This window comes from Thalassotalea sp. PLHSN55 (genome assembly GCF_052030545.1).
Classification (GTDB): Bacteria; Pseudomonadota; Gammaproteobacteria; order Enterobacterales; family Alteromonadaceae; genus CANMXU01.
Genome location: NZ_JBPDIH010000007.1, coordinates 31,987 through 56,471, shown reverse-complemented (window position 1 = coordinate 56,471; position 24,485 = coordinate 31,987). Strand labels below are relative to the sequence as shown.

General features: G+C 40.2%; 22 protein-coding genes. 5 read left to right on the top strand and 17 right to left on the bottom strand.

All coding sequences use genetic code 11. The annotated features are described in order from the left end of the window. Window positions 1–202 precede the first annotated feature (202 nt). From mobF to ACRRSQ_RS14325, 4 genes are all read right to left on the bottom strand, one after another. On the bottom strand, window positions 203–2,719 hold the full coding sequence (mobF, locus tag ACRRSQ_RS14340) for a MobF family relaxase (RefSeq protein WP_440876445.1): 2,517 nt from the start codon (window positions 2,717–2,719) through the stop codon (window positions 203–205). After that, window positions 2,713–4,428, bottom strand: a complete 1,716-nt coding sequence (locus ACRRSQ_RS14335) for a type IV secretion system DNA-binding domain-containing protein (protein ID WP_440876444.1) — start codon at window positions 4,426–4,428, stop codon at window positions 2,713–2,715. Before ACRRSQ_RS14335 ends, mobF begins: the two co-directional genes overlap by 7 nt. Next, on the bottom strand, window positions 4,415–4,717 hold the full coding sequence (locus ACRRSQ_RS14330; protein ID WP_440876443.1) for a hypothetical protein: 303 nt from the start codon (window positions 4,715–4,717) through the stop codon (window positions 4,415–4,417). The genes ACRRSQ_RS14335 and ACRRSQ_RS14330 overlap by 14 nt, the downstream gene beginning before the upstream one ends. A 172-nt stretch (window positions 4,718–4,889) precedes the next feature. Continuing rightward, entirely contained in the window at window positions 4,890–5,075 is a 186-nt protein-coding gene (locus ACRRSQ_RS14325; RefSeq protein WP_440876442.1) for a helix-turn-helix transcriptional regulator, read from the bottom strand. A gap of 260 nt (window positions 5,076–5,335) precedes the next feature. Here ACRRSQ_RS14325 and ACRRSQ_RS14320 point away from each other — a divergent pair, with 260 nt between their 5' ends. Then, window positions 5,336–5,788 carry a hypothetical protein gene (locus ACRRSQ_RS14320; protein WP_440876441.1) on the top strand — a complete coding sequence of 151 codons (453 nt, stop codon included), beginning with the start codon at window positions 5,336–5,338 and terminating at the stop codon, window positions 5,786–5,788. Window positions 5,789–5,833: 45 nt separating this feature from the next. Here the strand turns inward: ACRRSQ_RS14320 and ACRRSQ_RS14315 are convergent, their stop codons facing one another. Both ACRRSQ_RS14315 and ACRRSQ_RS14310 read right to left on the bottom strand, forming a co-directional pair. Continuing rightward, window positions 5,834–7,036, bottom strand: coding sequence for an IS256 family transposase (locus tag ACRRSQ_RS14315; protein WP_440876440.1), 1,203 nt, complete (start codon window positions 7,034–7,036; stop codon window positions 5,834–5,836). A 91-nt stretch (window positions 7,037–7,127) separates the two neighbouring features. Continuing rightward, window positions 7,128–8,402, bottom strand: a complete 1,275-nt coding sequence (locus ACRRSQ_RS14310) for a tyrosine-type recombinase/integrase (RefSeq protein WP_440876439.1) — start codon at window positions 8,400–8,402, stop codon at window positions 7,128–7,130. Window positions 8,403–8,635: 233 nt separating this feature from the next. On the opposite strand from ACRRSQ_RS14310, the gene mutS reads away from it, so the two are divergent. Further along, window positions 8,636–11,206 (top strand): DNA mismatch repair protein MutS, encoded by a 2,571-nt coding sequence (mutS, locus tag ACRRSQ_RS14305; protein ID WP_440876438.1) that lies wholly within the window; start codon window positions 8,636–8,638, stop codon window positions 11,204–11,206. Between the two features lie 162 nt (window positions 11,207–11,368). On the opposite strand, the gene rpoS is transcribed toward mutS, so the two are convergent. From rpoS to ACRRSQ_RS14255, 10 genes are all read right to left on the bottom strand, one after another. After that, complete coding sequence (gene rpoS / locus ACRRSQ_RS14300) at window positions 11,369–12,298, bottom strand: RNA polymerase sigma factor RpoS (protein ID WP_440876437.1); 930 nt, start codon at window positions 12,296–12,298, stop codon at window positions 11,369–11,371. A 90-nt stretch (window positions 12,299–12,388) separates the two neighbouring features. Further along, window positions 12,389–13,240, bottom strand: a complete 852-nt coding sequence (locus ACRRSQ_RS14295; RefSeq protein WP_440876653.1) for a peptidoglycan DD-metalloendopeptidase family protein — start codon at window positions 13,238–13,240, stop codon at window positions 12,389–12,391. 13 nt (window positions 13,241–13,253) lie between these two features. Further along, a complete protein-coding gene (locus tag ACRRSQ_RS14290; RefSeq protein ID WP_440876436.1) occupies window positions 13,254–13,832 on the bottom strand; it encodes a YqaA family protein in 579 nt (192 codons plus the stop codon). Beyond that, window positions 13,829–14,491, bottom strand: a complete 663-nt coding sequence (locus tag ACRRSQ_RS14285) for a protein-L-isoaspartate(D-aspartate) O-methyltransferase (protein WP_440876435.1) — start codon at window positions 14,489–14,491, stop codon at window positions 13,829–13,831. The genes ACRRSQ_RS14290 and ACRRSQ_RS14285 overlap by 4 nt, the downstream gene beginning before the upstream one ends. 10 nt (window positions 14,492–14,501) lie before the next feature. Continuing rightward, window positions 14,502–15,254 (bottom strand): 5'/3'-nucleotidase SurE, encoded by a 753-nt coding sequence (gene surE / locus ACRRSQ_RS14280; RefSeq protein ID WP_440876434.1) that lies wholly within the window; start codon window positions 15,252–15,254, stop codon window positions 14,502–14,504. A gap of 6 nt (window positions 15,255–15,260) precedes the next feature. Next, window positions 15,261–16,307, bottom strand: coding sequence for a tRNA pseudouridine(13) synthase TruD (gene truD / locus ACRRSQ_RS14275; protein ID WP_440876433.1), 1,047 nt, complete (start codon window positions 16,305–16,307; stop codon window positions 15,261–15,263). Beyond that, window positions 16,308–16,799, bottom strand: coding sequence for a 2-C-methyl-D-erythritol 2,4-cyclodiphosphate synthase (gene ispF, locus ACRRSQ_RS14270; protein WP_440876432.1), 492 nt, complete (start codon window positions 16,797–16,799; stop codon window positions 16,308–16,310). It abuts the gene before it with no gap. After that, entirely contained in the window at window positions 16,790–17,536 is a 747-nt protein-coding gene (gene ispD, locus ACRRSQ_RS14265; RefSeq protein ID WP_440876431.1) for a 2-C-methyl-D-erythritol 4-phosphate cytidylyltransferase, read from the bottom strand. Before ispD ends, ispF begins: the two co-directional genes overlap by 10 nt. After that, on the bottom strand, window positions 17,536–17,859 hold the full coding sequence (ftsB, locus tag ACRRSQ_RS14260) for a cell division protein FtsB (protein WP_440876430.1): 324 nt from the start codon (window positions 17,857–17,859) through the stop codon (window positions 17,536–17,538). Before ftsB ends, ispD begins: the two co-directional genes overlap by 1 nt. 87 nt (window positions 17,860–17,946) lie before the next feature. After that, entirely contained in the window at window positions 17,947–18,561 is a 615-nt protein-coding gene (locus ACRRSQ_RS14255) for a hypothetical protein (protein WP_440876429.1), read from the bottom strand. A gap of 243 nt (window positions 18,562–18,804) precedes the next feature. Between ACRRSQ_RS14255 and ACRRSQ_RS14250 the strand changes: the two genes are divergently transcribed. The 3 genes from ACRRSQ_RS14250 to ACRRSQ_RS14240 are packed head-to-tail and all read left to right on the top strand — an operon-like array spanning window position 18,805 to window position 21,566. Continuing rightward, window positions 18,805–19,449: a histidine phosphatase family protein gene (locus ACRRSQ_RS14250; RefSeq protein ID WP_440876428.1), complete on the top strand. Its 645-nt coding sequence runs from the start codon at window positions 18,805–18,807 to the stop codon at window positions 19,447–19,449. A gap of 4 nt (window positions 19,450–19,453) precedes the next feature. Continuing rightward, window positions 19,454–20,446, top strand: coding sequence for a cobalamin biosynthesis protein CobD/CbiB (locus ACRRSQ_RS14245; protein ID WP_440876427.1), 993 nt, complete (start codon window positions 19,454–19,456; stop codon window positions 20,444–20,446). A 46-nt stretch (window positions 20,447–20,492) separates the two neighbouring features. After that, complete coding sequence (locus tag ACRRSQ_RS14240) at window positions 20,493–21,566, top strand: threonine-phosphate decarboxylase (RefSeq protein ID WP_440876426.1); 1,074 nt, start codon at window positions 20,493–20,495, stop codon at window positions 21,564–21,566. On the opposite strand, the gene ACRRSQ_RS14235 is transcribed toward ACRRSQ_RS14240, so the two are convergent. Beyond that, on the bottom strand, window positions 21,555–24,425 hold the full coding sequence (locus tag ACRRSQ_RS14235) for a TolB family protein (RefSeq protein WP_440876425.1): 2,871 nt from the start codon (window positions 24,423–24,425) through the stop codon (window positions 21,555–21,557). The two genes, ACRRSQ_RS14240 and ACRRSQ_RS14235, sit on opposite strands and share 12 nt — an antisense overlap. Window positions 24,426–24,485 lie beyond the last annotated feature (60 nt).

Genomic DNA, 24,485 nt, shown 5'->3' with positions numbered 1-24,485 from the left:
AAATATTCTATATACTTACTGCATGGAATAACGACAAGAAGATTACACTATTGCAATTACAAATGCACATAGAAAATTAATCACACATTACAGCATGTAACAACATTTTTACTCGTCCCTCTAATGCATTGTGTTGACCACAGCAGCTGAACCAATTTAGCCAATTAGGGTATATTCATATCAATGTATTTTAAGCTTCCTGTTAATATTCAACTTCTAACCCTATTACTACTTTATTGACCTTTTCGTTTAAATATTCTGTTGCCAATTTATTTATATTAGTAGTTCCTATAAATTGAGATAATTGACTCTGCTTAGTTTTACCATTCGATAAATTGATTAACTCTTTTGCGGTCACAAACAAGTGACAATTATCTTTTTGTCTCGAGCAAGCTACATACGTGTTAGCTCTATCCATGCCACTCGTGTAATAAACAAAAACATCACCATCAATTGTTAGCCCTTGGCTTGAGTAGACAGTCATCGCATAAGCTTGGGCCATATATAAATGACCATCGTCATTACAATATTCATCAGTGTTAATGATTACTTTATTACCGTTATCTAGTTTCACTTTAAAATTATAGCTGCCATCAATTTGAGCTTGAATATCAACAATATTGCCCAAATCACCATTTGATAAGTTTTTAGAGTAATCATTTTTTGTCAGGCGTATACGCTCACCAATGGCAAACTTATTAGTAAAAGCTTTACCGCTAACAGAGCATTTAATTGATAATTCCTTGCTATGAATTTTACCTTCAGCTTGCAGTATTGAACGCACCTTATCATTTAGTTGCGTCACGTCTTGCCAACGTTGCGCTAATATTAATGACTTTTTGTCAGGGTTATTAACTCGATAATGATTCCACTTTTCAATTAACAAATTTTTAGTTTGTTCTGCATCCTCAGAAAAGTTCAGCAAACCTTTTTCATCTAATACTCTTAAGGCTTTCTCTGCTTTACCATCACGAAAATCAGCAACAACTTCCCTTGCCCACGTCTCACGTTGGCGCTTTATAGTTTCTACCCTTGTGGTACCTAATATTTCAGGTTGTGATAAATACTTTAATGCTCCACCATGTTCAATAGCATCAAGCTGTTTGTCTTCACCAACTAAAATTAACTTGCTATTCTTTCTATTAACAAGGTCAATAAGTTTGCGTAAGTCTTTAGTGCTTACCTGCCCTGCTTCATCAACAATGAGTATTGAGTTTTCAGCTAGTGATTTATCTTTTAATAACTTGGCAATAGTAAAGGTTTCAATATTTGCTTCGTCTGCTAAATTATTTGCAGCAGATTTGGCAATAGCACAACCTATAACCTTATACCCTGAGCTTTTATAAGCATTTCCAACGCAGTCCATAAGAGCTGATTTACCTGCCCCTGCACTGCCCTGAATAATATCAAAAGCATTGTTTTGACACGCTGAAAAAACCGCTTCTTTTTGCTCTTCAGATAAAGGAAATGACTTAGCTAAAATAGCAGTATCGATAGCATGATGATCGATCATAAATTTACTTTGCTTACGAAGCTGTTTAGCTCCTGCAATCATAGCTTTTTCATTATCAATAACCGCTTGAGTCGTAAATAAAGCGTTATGCTTTTCATCTAAGCCTAATGAAATACAAAATTTTTGCTCAATAAACTTTTGAGCAACAGCTTGTGCTTTTTCAGCACCACCACCTGAAGTTTGAGCAATTTCCGCAGCCGACTTGTAAATGTCTTGCATGCGGAAAACTGACTTTTGTTTTGATACATATTCTTCTAATGTATCTAGCGTTAATTCAAGATTTGGCTTTTCAATTTCATCTAGCCAAGTAAGCGTTTTTTCTTGTGTTAACTCTTTTAGTATGTCGTTTTCAGTAAAGCCAAGTTCCTCAAGTTCTTGGTGCCATTGTTGATATAAAGCAGGACGATTTACATCCTCTTTTTTAACTCTTGTCGATAAAGCGGCAATATCACCGCTTTTACTGCAACTTTTAGCATTACCTCGTTTTGCTAGCTCTGCTTTAATCATTTCTCCACGCTTTGAGTAATGAGTACAAATCTCATCAGGCACAATTGGCAACTTAAAAGCATCACCATCTTTTTCTATTTCAAAACCTAACTCTCTAAGTTGTGCGGCCAATTCAGCACGATAAAGTGTACCTGCGGCTTTATGCCACAGGTACAAATCTCGGCTTTCAAGGGTTCCCCAACTACCATCCTCACGCGGTGCCGCATTAGCCACTAAGCAATGTGAATGGAGTTGAGGATCTTGTGCTCGACTAGTCGCATGTTCAAAGGTTGCAGAAACTAAGCCTGTTACTTTTTCACGTAAAAGACCTAGTTTATTTCGCCTTGTTACTGCGGCATTATTTTCAATAAAGCCTATTGCAGCTTTAGCCCCCTTAAAGTGTGCTTGTTGAATTTTCAGCTTCAAATCATTATTAGCTCTTGCCCAAGCAGCGGAAACCGACTTGGGCGCACTAAAGGTTAAGTCCCAACCATAACGTCTATCATTCCCTGCATTTTGACAAAGCTTATATTGCTTGTCTGGTGTAAAACCATGCATAACATTGATATAACTTTCAGTTTCTACATCACCCGACAAATCAAGTAATTTACTGGCTTTGCCTGCCCATATACCATTGGGCTCGCCGCCATCAAGATAATAATCTTCCTTAGCTAAATCGGAATAGTATTTAATGTTACGGATTGGAGAAATGGTTAACACTTCCTTTTTCTCCCTCGGCTCCCACGCGCCAGAGTTTCCAAACTGTAGTCATTCAACTCAACGGGAACATGTGCTTCAGCTATTTTTTCTAATTCAGGGTAAGGCCAAACTAATTCATATACTGCATTCCAACCACTCACAGACAAGTAGCCAGTAATGCCCTTTTTATCAGGTGATGGCAACTGCATAAGCTGCTCGGGGCGGACAATATATTCCTCACTTTGTTGATAACTGGTCGTTTTATTCCCCTCTTTATCAAAGTTAATGGTCGCCCTTTTAACAAGTCTCTTACCCAAGTTATCCGCTACCTTTTTAGCCGTTTCCGCTGAAGAACCAACTTTTAATGTAATGATATTTGAAAATAAGCTAGTTAACGTTTCAGTATTTTTATCACCATAAATATCTTGGATTTGACTGATATTTTGTGTGCCTGCTATTGTTCTAGCTCCCTTAGAACGTCCTAAAGACAGCCATTTCTCAAGCGCTTTAGCTTTAGGCAAGTCCGCAAGCTCATCCAAAACAAACCATAATTTACGTTTATCACAATCTGCTAAAGACAATACTTCTCGAACAACTAAAGATAGAACAGCCGAACAAAGTGGCGCAGATACAGCTGAGTATTTCGGATCATTAGCAATTATTAGTGATTGGACGTTGTATTGTCCTTGTACCCACTTGGTAATGCTAAACTTTGGCTTGCTGTCTTTTGTCCAAACTTTAGCAACAACATCAAGCCAGCTTAATTGTGTTGTTAACTCCATAATAAAGCTATCAGTGGTTTTAGAATTTTCAGAAATTAGTTTTGATGCCTTTGGGTAATACTTAGTAAATAGCTCTTCAAGCTCACCTACAGGCTTATCAAGCATTGTATTTAAATCATTCCACGACCAATTTTCTTTTAGATGATTAAGAGAAACCATACAACCTGTTAAAAGCAGCCGTGCACCATTGCCCCAAATAGGTTCTTTATCTGATTTAGCAATAAAGCATGATGCTATTTCGTACGCTATTTCAGGAGTTGTTACATCAGCTGCAATATCCCAACACACTGAGCGTTTATCTGTAGGACTAAGCAACATATGCCCTTGTTGGAAAAACAAAGGCGTATACTCTCTTTTGGCATCGTAGATAAGCATCCAATTGCCTGAGTCTGAAATCTCCCTAACCACCGGTTTTACGAAGTTACTTTTACCTGAGCCTTGCGCACCTTCAACTAAGATATTTCCAATTTCTTGGGCCTCAGTTACTAGTATTTCAGGATGTAGGCTAACTCCAATATCTCTATTTTTTTTAAGATCCTTTTTCAATGATTTTCGCGCATGTTTTATTGCAAACTTACCTTTGTATAATCGACTGCCACTTATATGAATTGCCGAGTCTAGCCCTCCTTCAACCCAATAAAGTTTAAATGAGATATACAAGGACGACACAAAACAAATAATAAAAGGTATTAAGATGTGCAATAGCCATTTCAAAGCATAATTATTATCTGTAATGTATTCTTTGTACTGATGAAAGCTAGTAAGTTGCAACTTAAAAAATTCTTGTATAACAACAACCAAAACTTCTATATGATTTTCAAAAGCCCCCCAGTCAGCACCTAATTCCCATGTGAATTTAATGAGAAAGTAACTCTTTATTAACGTTAGAACGAAGGTTAATAATGCTATTGAATGCCATAACTGATGTGTATTTTTAAGCTCTCTCATGATCTAGTCCTCCTAAACGTTCTTTCAGCTCAGAAATAGCTTCAACTCTTTCGTCTTCACTTAAACCAGCTACTGCCGAACAAACTTCAAACGTTTGCTTTAACAAAGTAGCTTTTAAACTTTCTAGTTCTTTGGCTATGTCATTTTTCTTTTTATAACTTCTCCATGCCTCACGAATTACTTCAGCAAGGTTGCTACCGTTTTGCTCTGCCAACTCTTCTATTTTTTGGTATTCAGATATTGAAAACCTTGCCGTTATCGCTTTTTGGGTTAAGCTTTTATATTTCATTTTAAATTACCTAATTAGGAATCTTTGAAATCCTTATAATTAAAGGGCTCAAAGTAAGTTTTGTTATTATTTGCACCTTTTCTGGTTTCAGTGTTAGCGCAAATTCTTGATCACTTTTAATCACCCAACACGCAGTGTTGAAACACAAGCGGTGCGTAGGGTTTAAAGGTCATCATGCTGTTTTCTCTTTCTCAGCCAACCACTCTTCTATTGTCGATTCTCGCCAAGCAATTAAATGACTACCTAATTGGATAGGCTGAGGAATTTTATTTTGTTTGCGCCAACGCCATAGGGTAACCAAGTTGATTCCTAATTTTTTTGCAAGTTGACGGGGGCGAATAAGTTGATTTTTTTCCATAGAATTTACCTTTTAAATGTACGCTCAATATTGAACAAACTCGAAAGTAAAGGCTTAAAAATGGAAAAGATATAAAAAGGTGGGTGTTAGTAAAATTAGTTATTGCATTGTATTACATATGAATTTATCAAGTTATTTTTTTACAAACTCCCAATTTTTAATTCATTGCTTTTATTTACTAACTCCCTGCTTTTTGTATAAATAGATTGAAATAACAATTAGATTTACTCCATTAAAAAAACAACTTTAGGAATGTAAGAGTGGAAGAAGTAAACATCATTAAACTAAGCAACTTGTCTTATGAAATTACAATTATTCAACAAAGAAAAAAGCAGCCAACTATTATTTGCAGTCCACCTAAAAACAAAAGTTACTTATGCTTAACTACTCATGCTGAAGCTATCATCGAAAATACAATCTACGAACATTGGTGCCCAATTTCACAAGAGTTTTACAAAAAGCCAAACCAAATATTCTTCAGAATATTAAAGTTTTTTTACTTAAAAAAAAGAGGCACTTGGGGTCACGTTATTAACAAAACTAGGTGGCTTGAACATATTCCTAAAGGGCTAGGATTAGCTATATATAATCGTTTATTAAGAAGAGTTTATTTAAGCAAAGAAGGCGATTTAATTTGGTCTGGAAATATAAATTCAAAAGAAATTTCTGAATATTACCAAATATCAAAAAAGGTAATTGACAACCTCCTTTAAAACTATAGCCAGAGAGCGTTCAGAATTCTGTGTCAGCCTAAATTGCTAAATATCTAGCACGCCATCTAACCTACCTTCGAAGTGGATGGCTAATTGCGACAATGTCAGATTCCAGCTATGGATTGGCATTGTCCATTTCTTCGAAGCGTTCAATATGCCCGCATACAACAATTTCATCAAGCTATTTTCATTAGGGAATGCACCTTTGGTCTTGGTTAATTTTCTAAATTGGCGGTGAACGGCCTCGATAGCGTTGGTGGTGTAAATGGCTTTGCGCACGTAATCCGGGTACTTGAAGTAAACTGATAGATTTGTCCATTTACGACGCCAAGAAGCGATAACGATGGGATATAGCTTTCCCCATTTATCGTCTAACTCGTCTAATGCTGCTTCTGCACCATCTTTGGTGGCGGCACGGTAAACTGGCTTTAAATCAGCCATAAATGCTTTCTGGTGCTTTGAAGCAACGTATTTCATCGAGTTACGAATTTGATGGATTATGCACTGCTGAACCTCTGTTTCAGGGTAGATAGTGCCTATCGCCTCTGGGAAGCCTTTAAGCCCATCAACGCAAGCGATTAAAATATCGGATACACCGCGATTGTGTAAATCAGTTAATACCGACAACCAGTAATTAGCACCTTCGCTTTCTGATACGTACAGGCCAAGTAATTCCTTGCGGCCTTCGATATTTATGCCGAGTACGGTATAAACTGCCTTGCTAACATAACGACCACTTTCCTTTATTTTATAATGAATAGCATCGAGCCAGATAAATGGGTACAGCGTATCAAGGCTTCGAGATTGCCAAGCTTTAAGCTCCGGTATTAACTGGTCAGTTACACCTGTGATGGTAGCTTCTGATACTTCTATGCCGTACATATCTTGTACGTGACTTCGAATATCACGATAGCTCATGCCAAGCGCAAACATGGATAGAATTTTCTGGTCAATTTCAGCGGTTAGCTTGGTTTGATTTTTTTTAACGAGCTGAGGTTCAAACGAACCTGCGCGGTCTCTTGGCGTTTCAAGTTCAAACTGACCTACAGGTGATTTAACCGTTTTCTTGCTAGAGCCGTTCTTACGATTAGGCTCAGGGTCTGATTCTAGGTGTTGTTCTAGCTCTGCTTTAAGTGCTGCTTCGGTTAACTGTTTAATGAGTGGCGTTAAAACACCATCTTTGCCAGTTAAACCTTTGCCGGATTGTAGTTCAGCTAATGCTTTGTTGAAGTCGAAAGATTGAGTCATGTGTCATTCCTGTTTTCTTAATAATACTGAAATGACACAGATTTCTAAACACTACCTATAGCCACGCTCAAGTGGCTTTAATTTTAATAAACTACTTTATTAGCATATGATCCATATAATCAGCCCATTTTTGAAGCCAGACTTTACATTCACTCTCATATTTATGAAGATCATATGTACCTTCTATACCCGTTCGAGCATGCCCTAATGCCGCTTCGGCTACTTCACTAGGACAACCTAAACGAGATAAACCAGTACGAACTGTTCGACGAAGATCATGTGGTACCCAGTGGTCTATATCAATCATTCGTTCAGCACGCCTCATATGCCACGCTTGCTCAGTTAGCGACTTTTGTTGAATAGGTAACCCTGTTTTAATAGAAGGGAATAGGTATTTTCCAGTGACTAGTTTTAACTGTTTCAAGAAATCTACAGCTTGTTGAGGTAATTGAACATAACGCTCAATTTCTGTTTTGGTTGCTTTTAAATGCCAAATACCTTTATCAAGATCGATATCTTCCCACTCTGCATCGCATATTTCACCTGTTCGGCAAGCCGTCCAGAGAGTAAACCTAAGGATATTCTTCTGAGTAGGCGTAAAGGAACATCCTGGCAACCATTGTAAAAACTTACTCAATTCTTTATCTGATAAAACCCGCTGCCCTTTTTTTGACGTTAAACGAACTTTGGCTTGTCGCAAACTGTTTTTAGCTAACAATGCCGGATTTGCAAATTCATCATCAAACTTTTCCAAACCAATACAATACTCATAAGCGGCTGTCAGTTCTCTCAGTACATTTCCCGCTTGAACGTTTGAGCCTCGTTCAACAATAGCCATAATCATCTTAACAATCTCTTTTCGAGTAACTTCATCGGCAAACCTATCACCAAGGACTAAAACAGCATCACCATAAAGGGTTCGTCTAGTTTCTGACTGCCCTTTCTTTTTTCTTGCTCCTTCAATGCGCTTACCGTCTATAAATCTATCTTCTATGTATTGTTTCAAATAAAGGTCGACAACAGCTTTAACCGTCATTTTATATGCTTCTTTATTTTTCTTATTTTCTATCTCTTGTTTAGCTTGCTTAAGCTCTAAAGCAGGACAGCGTTCTGCTTTACGAATAACCTTAAGCTCCTGAAGTTTCACCCGAGCTTCAGCTAGTGAAGTAGACGGGAATCTCCCTATTTGTATTTGGGTTAACTTTTTCGTGATTGGACTGGTATATCGATAAAAGAAAGACTTTGTGCCTGCGTTACCACAGGTCACTCTTAATCCCCTATTTTCTCCTGTATCTGAAATATCTTTATCAGAAGGTTTCATATTATTGATCACTGCAGAATTTAACGGTTTATTCTGATAATTCATAACTGGCTCTATCCTTTTATCCCAAGTATCATTGCGGAAATATTTTTAACATTAAATTTATGTAGGTTTTATTATCAAAATAAGTATAACAATTAAAAACCACATTAACACCTACACTAATTTATGTAATTACACGTGATTGCAAGGTACTACATTAGTTTTCATAAGAATGCACATGACGCATGAAAGCCAATATAACCAAGCACTCCAAGATTAAAAAGTGCAATATTATCATGACAGATTTATCTTCACACACACCTATGATGCGTCAGTACTTAACGATTAAGGCTGAATTTCCCAACATTCTTGTTTTTTATCGCATGGGCGATTTTTACGAGTTATTTTTTGATGATGCTAAAAAAGCAGCAGACTTATTAGATATCTCCCTTACCGCACGCGGCAAAACAGGTGGTAATGCCATTCCGATGGCTGGCGTGCCTTATCATGCGGTTGACAATTATTTGGTTAAACTCGTGCAACTTGGTGAGTCGGTCGCGATTTGTGAACAAATCGGCGATCCTGCTACCAGTAAAGGTCCTGTTGAGCGCAAGGTCGTTCGCATTGTTACTCCTGGCACAGTAAGTGACGAAGCATTATTAGCCGATAAACAAGACAACTTAATTGTTGCCATTTATCAACACAAACAAAATTTTGGCTTATCGTACTTAGATATGACCAGTGGCCGTTTTGTCATCGTTGAACCGCGCAGCAAAGAGCAACTACAAGCAGAGCTACAACGCCTTAGCCCAGCTGAGTTATTATATAATGAGTCATTTACCGATACTGAATTGTTTCAAGGCTATAAAGGTTTAAGACGCCGCTCTGATTGGGAGTTTGATTTAGACACCGCCAATAAGCTATTAAATACCCAGTTTGAAACCAAAGAATTGACTGGTTTTGGCGTTACCGACCACCCATTAGGTTTGTCAGCCGCTGGTTGCTTATTTCAGTACGTTAAAGACAGTCAACGTACTGCCATGCCTCATATTCGCTCCATTATTGCAGAGTCTGCTAATGCCGGAGTGATCTTAGATGCAGCGACCAGACGAAACTTAGAACTAACCCAAAACTTACAAGGCGGCTTAGAAAATACCCTTGCATCGGTGTTAGATAAAACATCGACACCCATGGGCTCTCGTTTACTCAAACGATGGCTGCATTTTCCGCTACGTAATATTGAGTTACTTTCAGCAAGACAAAACACCATTAGCGACATTTTAGACGCCGATTTATTTACCGAGCTTGAACAGCTATTAAAACCGCTTGGCGATATCGAGCGTATAGTTGCTCGTATCGCGCTGCGTTCAGCCCGCCCGCGCGACTTTGCTCGATTACGTAACGCCATACAACAACTGCCTTCTTTTCAACAACTATTAGCTGAGCAGTCAGCGCTAACATTGCAAAATTTTGCACAAAAAATGCAGCCTATGGGCGAAATGCAGCAACTTTTAGAGCGTGCCTTAGTTGATAACCCACCCGTGCTGATCCGTGACGGTGGCGTTATCGCACCTGGTTATCATCCAGAGCTTGATAAACTAAGAGATCTTAGCCAAGGTGCAACACAGTTTTTAGAAGAGCTAGAAGCACGTGAAAAAGAACGTACCGGTATTCACACGCTTAAAGTTGGTTACAATAAAGTTCATGGCTTCTTTATTGAAATTAGCCGCAGTGCCGCTAATGAAGTTCCCGAACATTATATTCGCAGGCAAACACTGAAAAACAACGAACGCTTTATTACCGAAGAATTAAAGCAGCATGAAGAAACCGTACTCAGCGCACAAAGTAAATTCTTAGCACTAGAGAAACGCCTTTACGATGAACTGTTCGACTTAATTTTGCCAGAACTAGTCACGCTACAACAGCTAGCCGTAAGCTTTGCAGAGCTTGATGTGTTAAATAATTTTGCCGAGCGCGCTGAAAGCTTAAATTATGTTAAACCTGAGCTATGTCGTGAGCCGGGTATTGATATCAGCGGTGGTCGACACCCTGTGGTTGAACAAATGACCACAGAAGCATTTATCGCCAACCCGGTGTTATTAACCGATCAACGTAAAATGCTGATCATTACGGGTCCAAACATGGGCGGTAAATCAACCTACATGCGTCAAACAGCGCTTATTGTATTATTGGCGCATATTGGCTGTTACGTGCCAGCAACTAGTGCAACAATTGGCATTGTTGACCGTATATTTACTCGAATTGGCGCCTCTGATGATTTAGCTAGCGGGCGATCAACCTTTATGGTTGAGATGACCGAAACCGCCAATATTTTGCATAATGCCACCAGTGAAAGTTTAGTCTTACTAGATGAAATTGGTCGCGGCACCAGCACATATGACGGGTTATCACTAGCTTGGGCCTGTGCTGAAATGTTGGCAACCCAAACCAAAGCATTTACTTTGTTTGCCAGTCACTATTTTGAGTTAACCTTACTTGCCGATAATATCGATAATTTAGCGAATGTGCATTTAGACGCAATAGAGCATCAAGACAAAATAATCTTTATGCATGCGGTACAAGAAGGCGCAGCCAGTAAAAGCTTTGGCCTACAAGTTGCCCAGCTGGCTGGTGTGCCAAAAGCCGTTATTCAACGTGCTAAACAGCGATTAAGTGAATTAGAAACTCAACAAGCACCGTCACTATTACCTGAAGATAATAATATCTTTCAACAACAAGCGTGCCAGCAATTATCATTAATTGATGCACCACACCCTGTAGTAGAAACGTTGCAAGGTACAGATATCAACGATTTAAGCCCAAGACAAGCGCTTGATTTACTGTACCAATTAAAAGACCAAGTTTAACTAGCACTAATTCACGCTCTAAGCATCGCACCATTAAAAAAGCCAGCAACTATGCTGGCTTTGTTTTGCGTTGATTTTCGTTGTTTTGTTAGGGTTAATTAAATGTCTATTTAAGGTATTCACCTTAACTAACTCAACTAACCCAGCTAACCCAACTAAAGGCTATTCCTGAAAAATAGCTTCAATCGATAAATCTTGTTGCTTAAGAATATCGCGTAAGCGTTTTAACGCTTCAACTTGAATTTGGCGAACACGCTCTCTTGTTAAACCAATTTCAACACCCACACATTCAAGTGTTGCCGCTTCATAACCTAATAAACCAAAACGTCTTGCTAATACTTCGCGTTGTTTCGAATTTAGCTCATTTAGCCAGTGCACGATATTGTTTTTAATATCTTCATTTTGCAACTTGCTTTCTGGACCGCCACTTTTCTCATCAGGGATCACATCTAGCAGTGCTTTTTCAGTATCACCAGCAAACGGGCTATCAACAGAGGTGATTTTTTCATTTAAGCGCAGCATTTTACTGACATCTTTTACTGGCTTATCAAGTGCTTCAGCGATATCTTCTGCGGTTGGTTCGTGATCAAGTTTTTGAATTAATTCACGTGCCGCGCGTAAATAAATGTTTAATTCTTTAACAACATGAATAGGTAAGCGTATGGTACGGGTTTGATTCATAATGGCACGTTCAATAGTTTGACGTATCCACCATGTCGCGTATGTTGAAAAACGAAAGCCTCGTTCTGGGTCGAACTTTTCTACCGCTCTGATCAAGCCTAAATTGCCTTCTTCAATTAGGTCAAGTAAAGGTAGGCCGCGGTTATTGTAACGTCGAGCAATTTTAACGACTAAGCGTAAATTACTTTCTATCATTCTTTTACGTGAGGGCTCGTCACCTTTTAATGCAAGTCGAGAAAAGTAGACTTCCTCTTCGGCACTTAGTAGTGGTGAAAAACCAATTTCGCTCAAATACAACTGTGTTGCATCTAAATTTGATGGGCTCTCATCCTGAGCTTTAGTGGCAGTTTCCGTTGCCTTTTTCGAAGCGGTTTTAGCTTCAGTTTTTTTTTGTTGTTTTACAATTCCCATGCTATTTCTCCCGTTATAAGCAAAAGCACCAATTCGACTAAATGTTCACGTTAACTCCGTTTTTATTATTATGTTGTTATAATTATTATATTATTTTGGTAAATATTTCCGTGGATTTACTGGTTTTCCTCGAAAGCGAACTTCAAAATGAAGCATGACTCTTTGAGCACCTGTATCTCCCATTTTTGCAATTACTTGACCAGCTTTAATTGTTTGTTGCTCTTTTACTAATAGGGCATCGTTATGTGCATATGCACTTAGGTAGTCGTCATTATGTTTAATTATAATTAACTTACCGTAACCTCTTAATGCGCTACCAGCGTATACAACCTTACCACTTGCTGCTGCTCGAATACTATCACCGCGATTACCTGCGATATCAATTCCTTTATTGCCTTGCTGTGAGCTAGAAAAATTGGCGATTACTCTACCTTTTACCGGCCATTGCCAACGTGAAATTTTTTGTGAAAAATTCGTTGACGAATTGCTCTTAGTTGGTGATTTATCGCTCGTTTTTTGTTCGCTTACATTTCCACCATACGCCTGCTTTTTATTCTGTGCAACAGGTTTTTTCACCACTTTTTGTTGCTCTATTTGTAAACTTTCACTAGAGCGCTTATTTTTACTTGGCTGCGACGTTTTTTTAGCCAAAATTAATTTTTGACCGGGGAATATACGATAAGGAGGAGCAAGGTTATTTAACGAGGCTATGTGACGAATGTCAGTATTTGAGCGCCACGCAATTGAGAACAGGGTTTCGCCTTTTTTAACAAAGTACTCAGTGCCTGTGATACTGCTTTTCACACGCTGACTTAAGGGCACACTTCCTTGGCCTTCAACAACTGGCGCAGGTGCATGTCTGCTACTACAAGCAGACAACAATGTGACTAAAGTCACCAGCCAATATTTACCAATATTTTTATGTAGCCAGGTATAGGTCATCAATAATTAAGCGTTAACGCGTTAAAAAATAAGCAAGAATAATTAAACCTACTACTAACCAGCCTAATACATCAACCCATTGGCGTAATTTTTTCTCCATTGCGTCACCGCCTAATTTGATCAAACCAGCGACTAGGAAAAAGCGCATACCGCGGCCAACTGCCGATACGAGTAGAAACGGTAAAAATGCCATTTGTAACAAACCCGCTGTAACGGTAAATAACTTATATGGCACTGGCGTAAAGCCTGCGATAAACACAACCCAAACACCCCATTCGGTAAACCATGTCATTATTTTATCGAACTTAGCTTGGTAGCCCGTTTCAATAATAATGGGCTCGATCCAAGGTTCAAACATGAAATAACCCAGCGCATAGCCGACGGCTCCACCAATCACCGATGAGATAGTTGTTAACGCCGCTAATGACCACGCACGATGCGGCTTAGCTAATACCATAGGGGCTAATAATACGTCGGGTGGAATAGGAAAAAATACTGACTCCGCAAATGTTAATAGCGCCAGCATTCTGGGCGCAAACTTGTGTTCAGCCCAACGTAGGGTCCAGTCATATAATGCCGAAAATATTTTCACAGCAAGGCTCCAGGTACTAGTGGTACAAATTTAACCGCTTCAACTTGTTGCTCGTCAAAACTGTCGCCATTGCGTGTAATAATTTTTAATACCTGTGTTTCTTCACCAACAGGAATAACCAATCGACCACCGTCAGCCAATTGCTCTAATAGTGCTTGCGGTACAGACGTTGGCGCGGCGGTGACAATAATCGCTTCAAAAGGCGCTTTGCTTTTCCATCCTTGCCAACCGTCGCCATGCTTCATCGAAACGTTATGTAAGTCCATCGCTTGTAGCCTGCGCTTGGCTTGCCATTGCAACGATTTAATGCGTTCAACAGAAAATACTTTAGGCACGAGCTGCGCTAAAATTGAGGTTTGATAACCAGAGCCAGTGCCAATTTCTAGAATACTTTCAGGAATGCCTTTCTCAAGCAGTAACTCAGACATTTTAGCGACAATATAAGGCTGTGAAATTGTCTGCCCTTGCCCAATTGGCAACGCTGTATTTTCATAAGCTTTGTGCGCTAATATTTCAGGTAAAAATATGTGGCGTGGGCTTTGGGCTATCGCTTGAAGCACATAAGGGTTCTTGATGCCTTCTGCATGTAATTTTTGCGCCAAAAGCTCACCACTACGGTTTGACTTTCCGCCCGCTCTTGTTCCTTGTTTTAGGTTCATTTTACAACTCTTATAGTGAAAGATCGGTGATCCATTCGGTCATTTTTTCTAAACTTGCATACGCAGTCATATCAACAGTTAACGGTGTGACCGACGCATAATTTTGTGAAATTGCTTCAAAGTCTGTACCGGGTCCAGCATCAAGCTCTTTGCCAAGTAGCCCATACCAATAGATATCACGTTGCCAAGGGTCTTGCATTTTCTTCATCGTTTCTGCTTTATGACGATGCCCTAAACGTGTAACTTTAATCCCCTCAAGCTTTGCCAGTTCAACATCAGGCACATTCAAATTAAGTATTTGATCGCTTTTTAACGGATGATCTTTTAAACGTTTGATTAATTGTGCGGCAACAACCGCAGCGGTTTGATAATGCGCTTCTTTATGGCCAACTAAAGACACGGCAACGGCTGGCAAGCCCATATGACGACCTTCTGTCGCAGCAGCAACCGTACCAGAATACAAAGTGTCATCACCAAGGTTTGCACCTTTATTGATACCAGCAACGACTAAATCAGGTGGCGATGTCATTAACTGACTGATACCTAAATGCACTGAGTCAGTCGGCGTACCATTAACAGAGATAAAACCGTTATCAAGTACCTCGGCGCGCAGCGGATTTAATAGTGTTAACGAATTACTCGCGCCACTGCAGTTTCTATCTGGCGCAACGACTGTCACATTGGCAAATTTGCTTAACTCTTGATAAAGCACTTTAATGCCTAAGGCGTGCACACCATCGTCATTACTTAATAAAATATTCATTTTTATTTATTCGCTTTTATCAGATCTAACACGCTCAGTCATGTCGGTGTAGTTTAGCAACTCTCGCAATACTGTTGTTGCATAACAGCCAGCTGATAATACAAAACTGATTGTGACAGTATTACCATTGGTCTCGATATTAGGTTGTGCTATCGACAAACGTATTTTCCGGCGCTCTTGTTTTAAGCCAAACTTTGGCAAGCCAGCACAAAATTCAGGATATTGCTGCGCGATATTCTCTTCAAATTCTTTGGCATTTAATTGCGTCATTAATTCACCTGCGCCCCACATGGGTGCGGTAATATCAATGTCTTTTTCAGCAAAACGTTTATTGAGTGTCTCATCAATTGTGTCAGCAACAAAAACAGATTGTGTGCCGGCAAGCATCATAACGTCGCCTGCAAGTAATTGCTCAAAGCTGTTATTTGCAATGCGCTCGCTCACCATTTTATTAAAAATAGCTGAACGGGCTGCCGATAAATACATACCGCGCTTTTTCTTGTCTTTAACTTTTTTACCGCCAAATAAAGCCAAGGCATGGTCTATATTGCCGCCATTAATGCCAAATCGTTGCTCGCCAAAGTAATTGGGCACACCATGTTCAACCACGGCATGCCAGCGGCGGGTTAAATCGTCAATATCAGTGACTTCTTTTAAGGTCAGTTCAAAGCGATTGCCAGAAAGGGAACCAATACGCAGTTTTTTGTTATGGCGGGCATAAGATAAAACCTCAACACCCTCGATAGTCAAATCACTTAAATCAAAAACTTGTTTACCCGGCACATGTACACCAAACCACTGCTCAGTTACCGCAAAACGATCTTTTAAGCCAGCATACGAAACCAAGTTTTCTTTGACAGAAAAGTACTTTGCTAGCTCTCTAGCCACATAAACGGTATTGGCACCTGTTTTTCGAATGTGAATTAATAAGTGCTCACCTTCACCGCAAGGTTCAAACGGTAATTGTTCAAATACCTTAAAATCTGCCATGGTGCTGCGCAGAAGACCTGTCGAGGCAGGTTGTCCAAATAAATAATGATATGAAGTGGTCATTTATGATTCACTCGGTTTGGTGATGGGCGCAAGTAGCACCACGGCATGTACAGCGATGCCTTCTTTTCTGCCGGCATAGCCTAACTTTTCAGTGGTAGTCGCTTTTACATTCACTTGATCAATATCAGCGACTAAGTCCTTAGCTAAACATTCACGCATGGCGAGTAAATGCGGAGCAATTTTAGGTGCCTGAGCAACAATGGTGATATCAGCATTACCTAGTTGATATCCCTTTTCCGTCATTAAGCCAACAACATGGCGCAATAAAATACGAGAGGAAATATTTTCGTATTGACCATCGGTATCAGGGAAATGATTGCCAATATCGGCCAAACAAAGTGCGCCTAAAATCGCATCACATAAGGCATGAATAGCCACATCGCCATCAGAGTGTGCAATAAACCCTTGCGGGTGTGCTATTTCAATGCCGGCTAAAACAATTGGCCCTTCACCGCCAAACTTGTGTACGTCAAAACCATGACCTATTCGCATTTTGATTCTCTTGTCTGTTCAGTAAAAGGAGAGCTTGCTTGATGTTGCTGGCTCAGTATAAATTCGGCAAAGGCCAAATCATCAGGCTGAGTAATTTTGATATTTTTGCTACTGCCTTCAACAATAATGCTGGTATAACCAGCCAGCTCTATTGCAGAAGACTCATCGGTAATATTGGCGTTATTTGCTAAGCCTGATTCAATCGCCAAAATGAGTTGTTCAATCGGAAACAATTGCGGCGTAAGTGCGTGCCATAAATGATTACGCTCTTCGGTATGTAACACCGTTTGACTTTGATCGCTTCTTTTCATGGTATCGCGCACGGGTGAAGCTAATAAGCCGCCAAGGTTTTTATCAACACAGGTACTTATTAACGACTCAATATCGGTCAAACTTAAACAAGGTCTGGCCGCATCATGCACCAGTGCCCATTGATAACGATTCGGCTCAAGGCTTTTTAAGCCCGCGAGTACCGAGTCAACACGGTCTTTTCCGCCAATAACGGTACTAACTTGGGCATTCTTGGCTAATGAAGTATCTCTAAAATATTCATCTTCTGCGCCTAACGCTATCACTACGTGGTTAATCAGCGGGTGGGCCAATAAACGCTGCACGGTATGCTCTAATACCGTTAATTGGCCAATCTTTAAATACTGTTTGGGGCATTGGCTTTTCATGCGTTTGCCCACTCCGGCAGCGGGCACAACTGCAACAAACTGCCCAAATGGCTCAGCCATTATTCAATGTTACCTTGAGATCGCGTGCGCGCTTTGAATTCATTTTTATCTTCACTGGGAATAATACGGAAAAAGGTTTCGTTTGATTTGATCATGCCTAATTCATTTCGGGCACGTTCTTCTATTGCTTCAATACCTGACTTTAGATCATCGGTATCTGCATATAATAATTTATTACGTTGGCGAAGTTTGTCGTTATCTTGTTGTTGGCGAGCAAGTTCTTGCTCTAAAGATAAATAGTCAGGCACACTGTTTTTACCAAACCAAAGTCGGTATTGAAGTGCTAGCAACAAAATCACTAAAAGTACGGTAAATGCGCGCATGCCAAAGAAAAATAAATCGCTGAATGACCAGTATTATACTGAAAAAGCCTTGAAATGCGAGCTTGGTTAAGCAAGCAATTGCTTACCTTATATTGATAAAGGTTGTTTGAAGTTTTTCCAGTTTATTTGGCAAGATAACAACAGCTCTCGTAAGGTAGGAATATTCGGTCTCACTTTTTGATTATCACGCCAGCAATGCCCTGCACATGCGGCGCTCATCACCTTTTTGTTAGGCTTTAATATACGTGGTGCGTGTTCATTAATATCTTGGGTTTGGCTACACCAGCCAAATAAGTTGGTACGAAAACGCTGCCCAGCTTGGTCGACTTTATCGACACAGTCTAAAACAATGCGATCTGACAAAGCAATTGGCAGCACCAGTCCAGGTACTAAATTCGTATTATTGAGCCATTGCCAAACCGCTTGATGTTCTTGGCCAGCCAAGGGAATATGCGCACTTTGTTTGGCACTCCAACTGGCATTTTGTGTATCTAATGCTAATGGCGTATTCGCCTGAGTCATTAAATGCGCGGTACGTTTTATGTAATAAGGAAGGCTTTTGATACGTGCTTGTATCGCTTGCACTGAGCTAATATCAGCATCGGCAAGTAAGCGTAGTTCTCGCTCATATAGCGCATTGCACAGTTCAGAAAAATCTGAAGACTGATGCTGCTCTTGCCAAAGTGAAGTTTGCTGATTCATGTGCTTAAGGTTGTTATTACTGCTTAGTAAATAAGCATACTGCATTGACAGCAAAAGATAAAATAGCTTAGCCGAAAAGATTTTTCCTGAACTTTAAACAATGATTGAACAACAAGTAGCGCTTTAGTAAAGTTGCGCCGACTAGGCCTGAATACGAAATTTTTACCTGCATGATGAACAAAACAGCTTACGCATATTTTTCAAATTTTGCACAAACGCGCATGAAGATGGGCGCAACTGTCTATGCGCCATAATTGTTACCTTCATTTAGCTCGCCATGGTCAAACCCAGTGGAATGTAGAAGCAAAGCTACAAGGACAACGCGACAGCAACTTAACGGTAAAAGGTCGCCAGCAAGTTCGAGCACTTGCCTTAAACCTAGACAAGCAAGGTTGCCAATTGAACCGGCCAATAACCGCCCTATACTGCTCGTCCCTTGGTCGCGCCAACAAAACCGCCGCCCTTTGCGCGCAAATACTAAAGATAAAAGCGCACGTACTACCGCACTTACAAGAAAGGCATTTAGGTTTATGGCAAGGTCAGGCAATAAAAAAACTGGCACGGCAAAATCGCTTTCAGCGCATTTATCATCAACAATCATCCGTCACTAATTTATGCGCTAAACCACCTTGCGGAGAAAGTCTGAAAAACGCCTTGCAGCGCTTTCATCAAGCTTTATTAACCATTGGACAACAAGAGCAAAGCGGCGACATTTTAATTATCAGCCATGGCGATATTATCAAGCATTACCTTGCTGTATTTCACCATGATGCTCGCTTTAGTGATAAACTTACTACCAAAGAAAATATCATCAAAAATGGCGAACAAATCACGCTACAATACAACGCCATTAACCACAGCATTTCACATCTAAAAAGCAGCCAATAACCTCATGACCATGCCACTGTTATCACTTACCTTGCTATTTGCCCTGCTGCTTGATTATTGGCTCGGAGAGCCTAAAAAGTATCATCCCCTAGTTGGCTTTGGTCACTTGGCCAACCGCTTAGCGGGCAAGGTAAACGTGAGTGCTTCTCAAGCAAACAAGTCGGCAATCATCAAAGGGGCTTTATCTTGGGTTTTATTAGTGATGCCCTTGCCGGTACTGTGTTATTACTTTATAAATGCCTTACAAACCAACACACTATTTACCGGCGCTTTTGCTAATCATCAAACTGTGATGGTATTTTTCCTTGAAGCGGTGATTGTATATTGGGCTTTAGGTTATAACAGCTTAAAACAACATGGCATGCAAATATATCAAGCATTAGTGCAGCAAAACCTAGCCGATGCCCGCAAGTATTGCGGTTACATTGTTAGTAGAGAAACAGCTCAGCTTGATGAACAAGCGATTAGCCGCTGCACCACCGAATCTATGCTAGAAAATAGCAATGATGCGGTTACCGCAACGCTGATTTTATTTATACTTGGCGGCGCACCTTTGGTGATATTACACCGCTTAGCCAATACCTTAGATGCGATGTGGGGTTATAAAAATACTCAATTTTATTATTTTGGCCGCTGCGCAGCACGTGCCGATGATGTGTTAGCCTTTATTCCTGCCAAAATTACCAGTTTTGCTTACGCTATATTAGGCCTTCGCAAAGCACTATTTACCCGAATTATCATCAATGCCGCTGAGCAAGCAAAAGCTTACAAAAGTCATAATGGCGGTTGGGTCATGGCCGCCGGTGCAACCTTGCTACAAGTACGCTTAGGCAATGCGAATGCGATTTATCATGGCAAAGTTGTACACTCACCTTTATTGGGTGAAGGTGATATGCCCCAAGCAAGGCATATTAAAGACAGTTTAAATGCTTTAAAGCACGTTATTGTTTTAATGTTAATATTTTGTTTTTTCGGCGAATGGCTCTACAGCCGTTAAAAAAGAGTCAGCACACATGAGCCCGAATCACATGAGTCAGAACTAAATGAGCCTAACACATGGCGGACAACTCGACCGCATAGCCAAACAATATGAAATTGAGCCCGCCAACTGGCTTGATCTTTCAACCGGCATCGCGCCTTTTTCGTATCCGCTGCCAGAAATTCCAACAAGCTATTGGCAAGATTTACCGACTGTGCCGGCGTCACTGATAAAACAAGCTAATCGCTATTATCAAAGCGAGCATTGTTGGCCGATTGCCGGTAGCCAAAGTTTAATTGAGCGCCTTCCTCAGCTCTGGCATCAAAAACTAAGCTCAATTGATGTTCCTGTAGAAAAGCAGTCATCAAGTGAGCAAGTAAACACATTAAAAGTTCAGCAAAAACGCACAGTTTATCTACCTAAAGTAGGCTATAAAGAACACCAAAAAGCATGGCAAGATGCAGGTTACATTTGCCAGTTCTACCAACAGCAACTGCCAACAACAGTAGCTGATTTTGCCGTGGTAGTGGTGATCAACCCTAACAACCCAACCACCGATTATTTTGAACCTAATGCACTTTCGCAACTTGCCAAAAACGTCAAAAAGGCCAAAGGACTATTAGTTATTGATGAAGCGTTTGTCGATATGCTTGAACCTGAGCAATCTTTTGTGCCAAGGCTTTCAAATAATCTCGATGAAAACATCATCATTTTAAGATCGTTTGGTAAGTTTTTTGGGTTAGCAGGGCTTAGAATTGGTTTTGTTTGTACCAACAAGCAGTGGTTAGCGCTGATTAAAGATAGCGTTGGCCCTTGGCAAGTCAATGGTGTCGCGTTGTATATTGCTGAGCACGCTTTTAAAAATAACCCTTGGCAACAGCAGCAAAAACACCAATTAAAACATCAGTCTGAAAAACTTGCACAACTACTATCCCAATATTTTGGGCATCAAGGTTTGCGTTGTTGTTCGTTATTTATCACCTTAGCGCACCCAAAAGCTGCTGAAATATTTGAGCGTCTATGCCAACAAGGTGTGTATGTGCGTTTATGCGATGAACAAAACGCACTACGTTTTGGTATACCTAACGCTCGGCAACTTCAAAGATTAGCGGATAGTTTTGCCAAGCTATTTCAATAAATAGCTTAAAGCAAAATAAAACTGCTGCTCGTCGCTTTGCGCTGGAGTTTGATACCAAGTTAAACCCGCTTTAACCGTTAAGCCATTTAATAAAGGACCAACGTCTGATAGCTTTTCAGCAAACTCAATACCATAGGCATCAAGTGTTTCTTGTTGGTCGCTTTGGTGTTGCAAATAAAAAAGTTGGCTAGCACCACTGCCTAAACTAGCGCTATGTTGGCTAAATTCATGCCCTGTTTGCCAAGCAAGCGGTAAACGCGGATCTAATAGTTGTGCATTTTTCACTTGGCTCGCGGCCGAACTTTGCTGGCCACCATAACTTAATAAAGCGTGCTCGGGCGCATCGTCATCTAATCGAAATTGTTGATACTGATAACGCAGCGCATAATCGCTATAACCAACAAAAGCGCCAAGCAATAAATCATTTCGCTGCCATGCGCTAGTATCTCCTTGATAGTCAATTAATGCAGCGTCAAAACTTGCCCCATAAAATGCTTTTTTATACGAAGCTAAAAAATCAAGTTCACTTTCGAAGCGATAAGAATCAAGCGTGTCGTCAATTGTCGCAGTGGTTATTTTTTCACGGCCTAAGCCCATTTTCCCTTGCCAGTTAACATGTTCAAAAAATGGGTATTGATAAGCAACTTCTATGTTTAAGGCCTGGTTTTGCCGCTGAAAATAATCGACATCAAAATCATTATTCACCCATTCACCGTATGCCGTGATTGACTGCCAGCGACTTTTTACTTGTATCGCTTGATTGCTTTGTAAATCACTTTGGTTAATCACGCCTTGCCATTGCAGCCGACCTAAAGGATCACCGCCGCGCAATAATAAATCACCACCTGAATCGTCATTACTGACATAACCTGATAATACCGCACTGGTAAATGCTTGCGGACCTAGGCCATAATTTTGGCTTTGTACTTTATTTTGAACCTGAGTTTGTACTTGAGTTTGTGCGGGGTTACCTGCATGACTTGTTGATGATGCCGCCAACAAATTGCTAGGTTGTAATTCAAACTTTCCTTTCGCCAAGTTGTTGTTAGCACTGGCTTTGACACTAACACTGACGTCAGAATTGGCAGGCAGAGGTTGTGCAAAAGTGCTTTGACCACGACTTTGCGTCACAGTAAACAGCAGCTTGTCATCGATGACAAATGCATCGGTTGCCAATTGATGACCAAAAGTCAGTTGCTGCCATGTTTGATCAACCAAGTTTAAGCGATAAACATTAACGCGCGCATTGTTATTTTTATCCTTGCTGCTGTGGCTAATATACAGCGAATTACCTTGCCAACGTAAATGCGAAACATAATTACCAGAAATCGGTAAAGCAATTTTTTGCCAAACATTATCCGCTAAATCAAGTAAATGAATATGCCAGCGTTTATCTGCAATTGCCATTAACGCAAGCTGCTTGCCATCAGCTGAAATACTCAGGTTATCCATTGGTGTATTTAACAGCTCATGTGTAAGTGCTTGCCAACTGCCATCATTTAAGGCAACTTTAACCAGTTGATTTAAGCCTGCATAGTGGCGAACCGCCAAAACTGATTGTTTATCTGGCGTTAAAGCAAAATCTTGAATGCGTAAGCCACGACTGATGAGAGTCACTTCACCACTGGCTAAATTAAGTTTGGCGAGCTCAAAACCCAGCTCACGATTTTGTTGCAGCTGACGCTGTAACAACAGCACATTGTCTTTATCTAACCATCGAGCATGTCGCCAGCTTTTGCCACGCTCTGGGTAGAAAGTAAACTTTGCCGTGCGGTTAAATACCGCTGGCATGGTATCGGCAATATCTTGAGGGTCTTGTGCAATGAGTTTGCTATTTTTTTCAACAAATCTTGTTTTGGCTTTGCTATTTTCAGCTAATGAATAAACCGAGAGCTGTTGACCATTTTTATGATCATATTCTAATTGCAAAATGTGCTTTTCATCGGGCGAAGGTTCACTTGCTAAAATTTGTTCGCGATTTTTCAGCCACAACTTACCTGACACATCTGTCGCCTGTCCTTGTTTGGCGAGATAAATTTGCTCGGCAACAAAGCGTTTATATAAGACCTCAGGATGTTCTAAAAATAATCCGGTAAAGGCTTTTTCAAAGTTTCGATATTCTTTAGCCGTGCTTCGTCGCCAAAGCTTGGCTAAAGTGCCAATTTTATCATCCTCACCTTGGCTGTAATTTTGCTGCAACCAAATTAAAAACGCACTACCTTGCATGTATGCCATGCGATTACCTTGATAGCGCTCGCGCCCGTTCATGGCATTGTAGCTTGGCAGTTGCCCTTCAACCGCCCACTGAGCAAGCAATGCATTAACATAGTCGCTGTTAACGCGTCCTTGTTGGGTAAATTCCGTTTCAATTACAGTGGCATAACCTTCAATTGCCCAACGCGGATAACGCGATAAATTAGCAAAGTCTGCTTCAAGAATAAATTTATCAAAAATAGCGCGCCAACTTCTCGATGGCTCAATAAGGTGAATATGATGGGCCAATTCATGGCTTAGCACCAAATCTAACCAATCACTGTAATGCCCTAACGACTGTTCAGAGCGAGGTGAGCTGGTATAAATATTCAGTATTGGCCCAGAAGCAAGCGGCATCGCCGAGCCATTGGCTTGATGGTATTTATCTGAAATTAGTACGTCAACTTTATGCTTATTGGTAAAGCCAATACGTTGACCAACGTCTTGATATATCGGGTCAATTTTTAGTGCAACTTGCTCAGCAAACTGACGATAATCTTGATGAAAATGAATGCGCGTATATTCGGTATTTATTGTCCTCAAAGTGTCTTGAGCGAGACTGGGTAAGGTGAATAACGTCAATAATAATAGTGACAACAACTTCATAAATTGATTAGTCCTTTAAGCATATTTTTATTGTGGAATGAGTCTTTTATCTGATTAGTG

Bases quoted from the DNA above. Each gene is read 5' to 3' on its own strand.
- ACRRSQ_RS14335 (WP_440876444.1), bottom strand. From the start codon at position 4,428: ATGAGAGAGCTTAAAAATACACATCAGTTATGGCATTCAATAGCATTA.
- ACRRSQ_RS14330 (WP_440876443.1), bottom strand. From the start codon at position 4,717: ATGAAATATAAAAGCTTAACCCAAAAAGCGATAACGGCAAGGTTTTCA.
- ACRRSQ_RS14325 (WP_440876442.1), bottom strand. From the start codon at position 5,075: ATGGAAAAAAATCAACTTATTCGCCCCCGTCAACTTGCAAAAAAATTA.
- ACRRSQ_RS14315 (WP_440876440.1), bottom strand. From the start codon at position 7,036: ATGACTCAATCTTTCGACTTCAACAAAGCATTAGCTGAACTACAATCC.
- ACRRSQ_RS14310 (WP_440876439.1), bottom strand. From the start codon at position 8,402: ATGAATTATCAGAATAAACCGTTAAATTCTGCAGTGATCAATAATATG.
- mutS (WP_440876438.1), top strand. From the start codon at position 8,636: ATGACAGATTTATCTTCACACACACCTATGATGCGTCAGTACTTAACG.
- rpoS (WP_440876437.1), bottom strand. From the start codon at position 12,298: ATGGGAATTGTAAAACAACAAAAAAAAACTGAAGCTAAAACCGCTTCG.
- ACRRSQ_RS14295 (WP_440876653.1), bottom strand. From the start codon at position 13,240: ATGACCTATACCTGGCTACATAAAAATATTGGTAAATATTGGCTGGTG.
- ACRRSQ_RS14285 (WP_440876435.1), bottom strand. From the start codon at position 14,491: ATGAACCTAAAACAAGGAACAAGAGCGGGCGGAAAGTCAAACCGTAGT.
- surE (WP_440876434.1), bottom strand. From the start codon at position 15,254: ATGAATATTTTATTAAGTAATGACGATGGTGTGCACGCCTTAGGCATT.
- truD (WP_440876433.1), bottom strand. From the start codon at position 16,307: ATGACCACTTCATATCATTATTTATTTGGACAACCTGCCTCGACAGGT.
- ispF (WP_440876432.1), bottom strand. From the start codon at position 16,799: ATGCGAATAGGTCATGGTTTTGACGTACACAAGTTTGGCGGTGAAGGG.
- ispD (WP_440876431.1), bottom strand. From the start codon at position 17,536: ATGGCTGAGCCATTTGGGCAGTTTGTTGCAGTTGTGCCCGCTGCCGGA.
- ftsB (WP_440876430.1), bottom strand. From the start codon at position 17,859: ATGCGCGCATTTACCGTACTTTTAGTGATTTTGTTGCTAGCACTTCAA.
- ACRRSQ_RS14255 (WP_440876429.1), bottom strand. From the start codon at position 18,561: ATGAATCAGCAAACTTCACTTTGGCAAGAGCAGCATCAGTCTTCAGAT.
- ACRRSQ_RS14250 (WP_440876428.1), top strand. From the start codon at position 18,805: ATGCGCCATAATTGTTACCTTCATTTAGCTCGCCATGGTCAAACCCAG.
- ACRRSQ_RS14245 (WP_440876427.1), top strand. From the start codon at position 19,454: ATGACCATGCCACTGTTATCACTTACCTTGCTATTTGCCCTGCTGCTT.
- ACRRSQ_RS14240 (WP_440876426.1), top strand. From the start codon at position 20,493: ATGAGCCTAACACATGGCGGACAACTCGACCGCATAGCCAAACAATAT.
- ACRRSQ_RS14235 (WP_440876425.1), bottom strand. From the start codon at position 24,425: ATGAAGTTGTTGTCACTATTATTATTGACGTTATTCACCTTACCCAGT.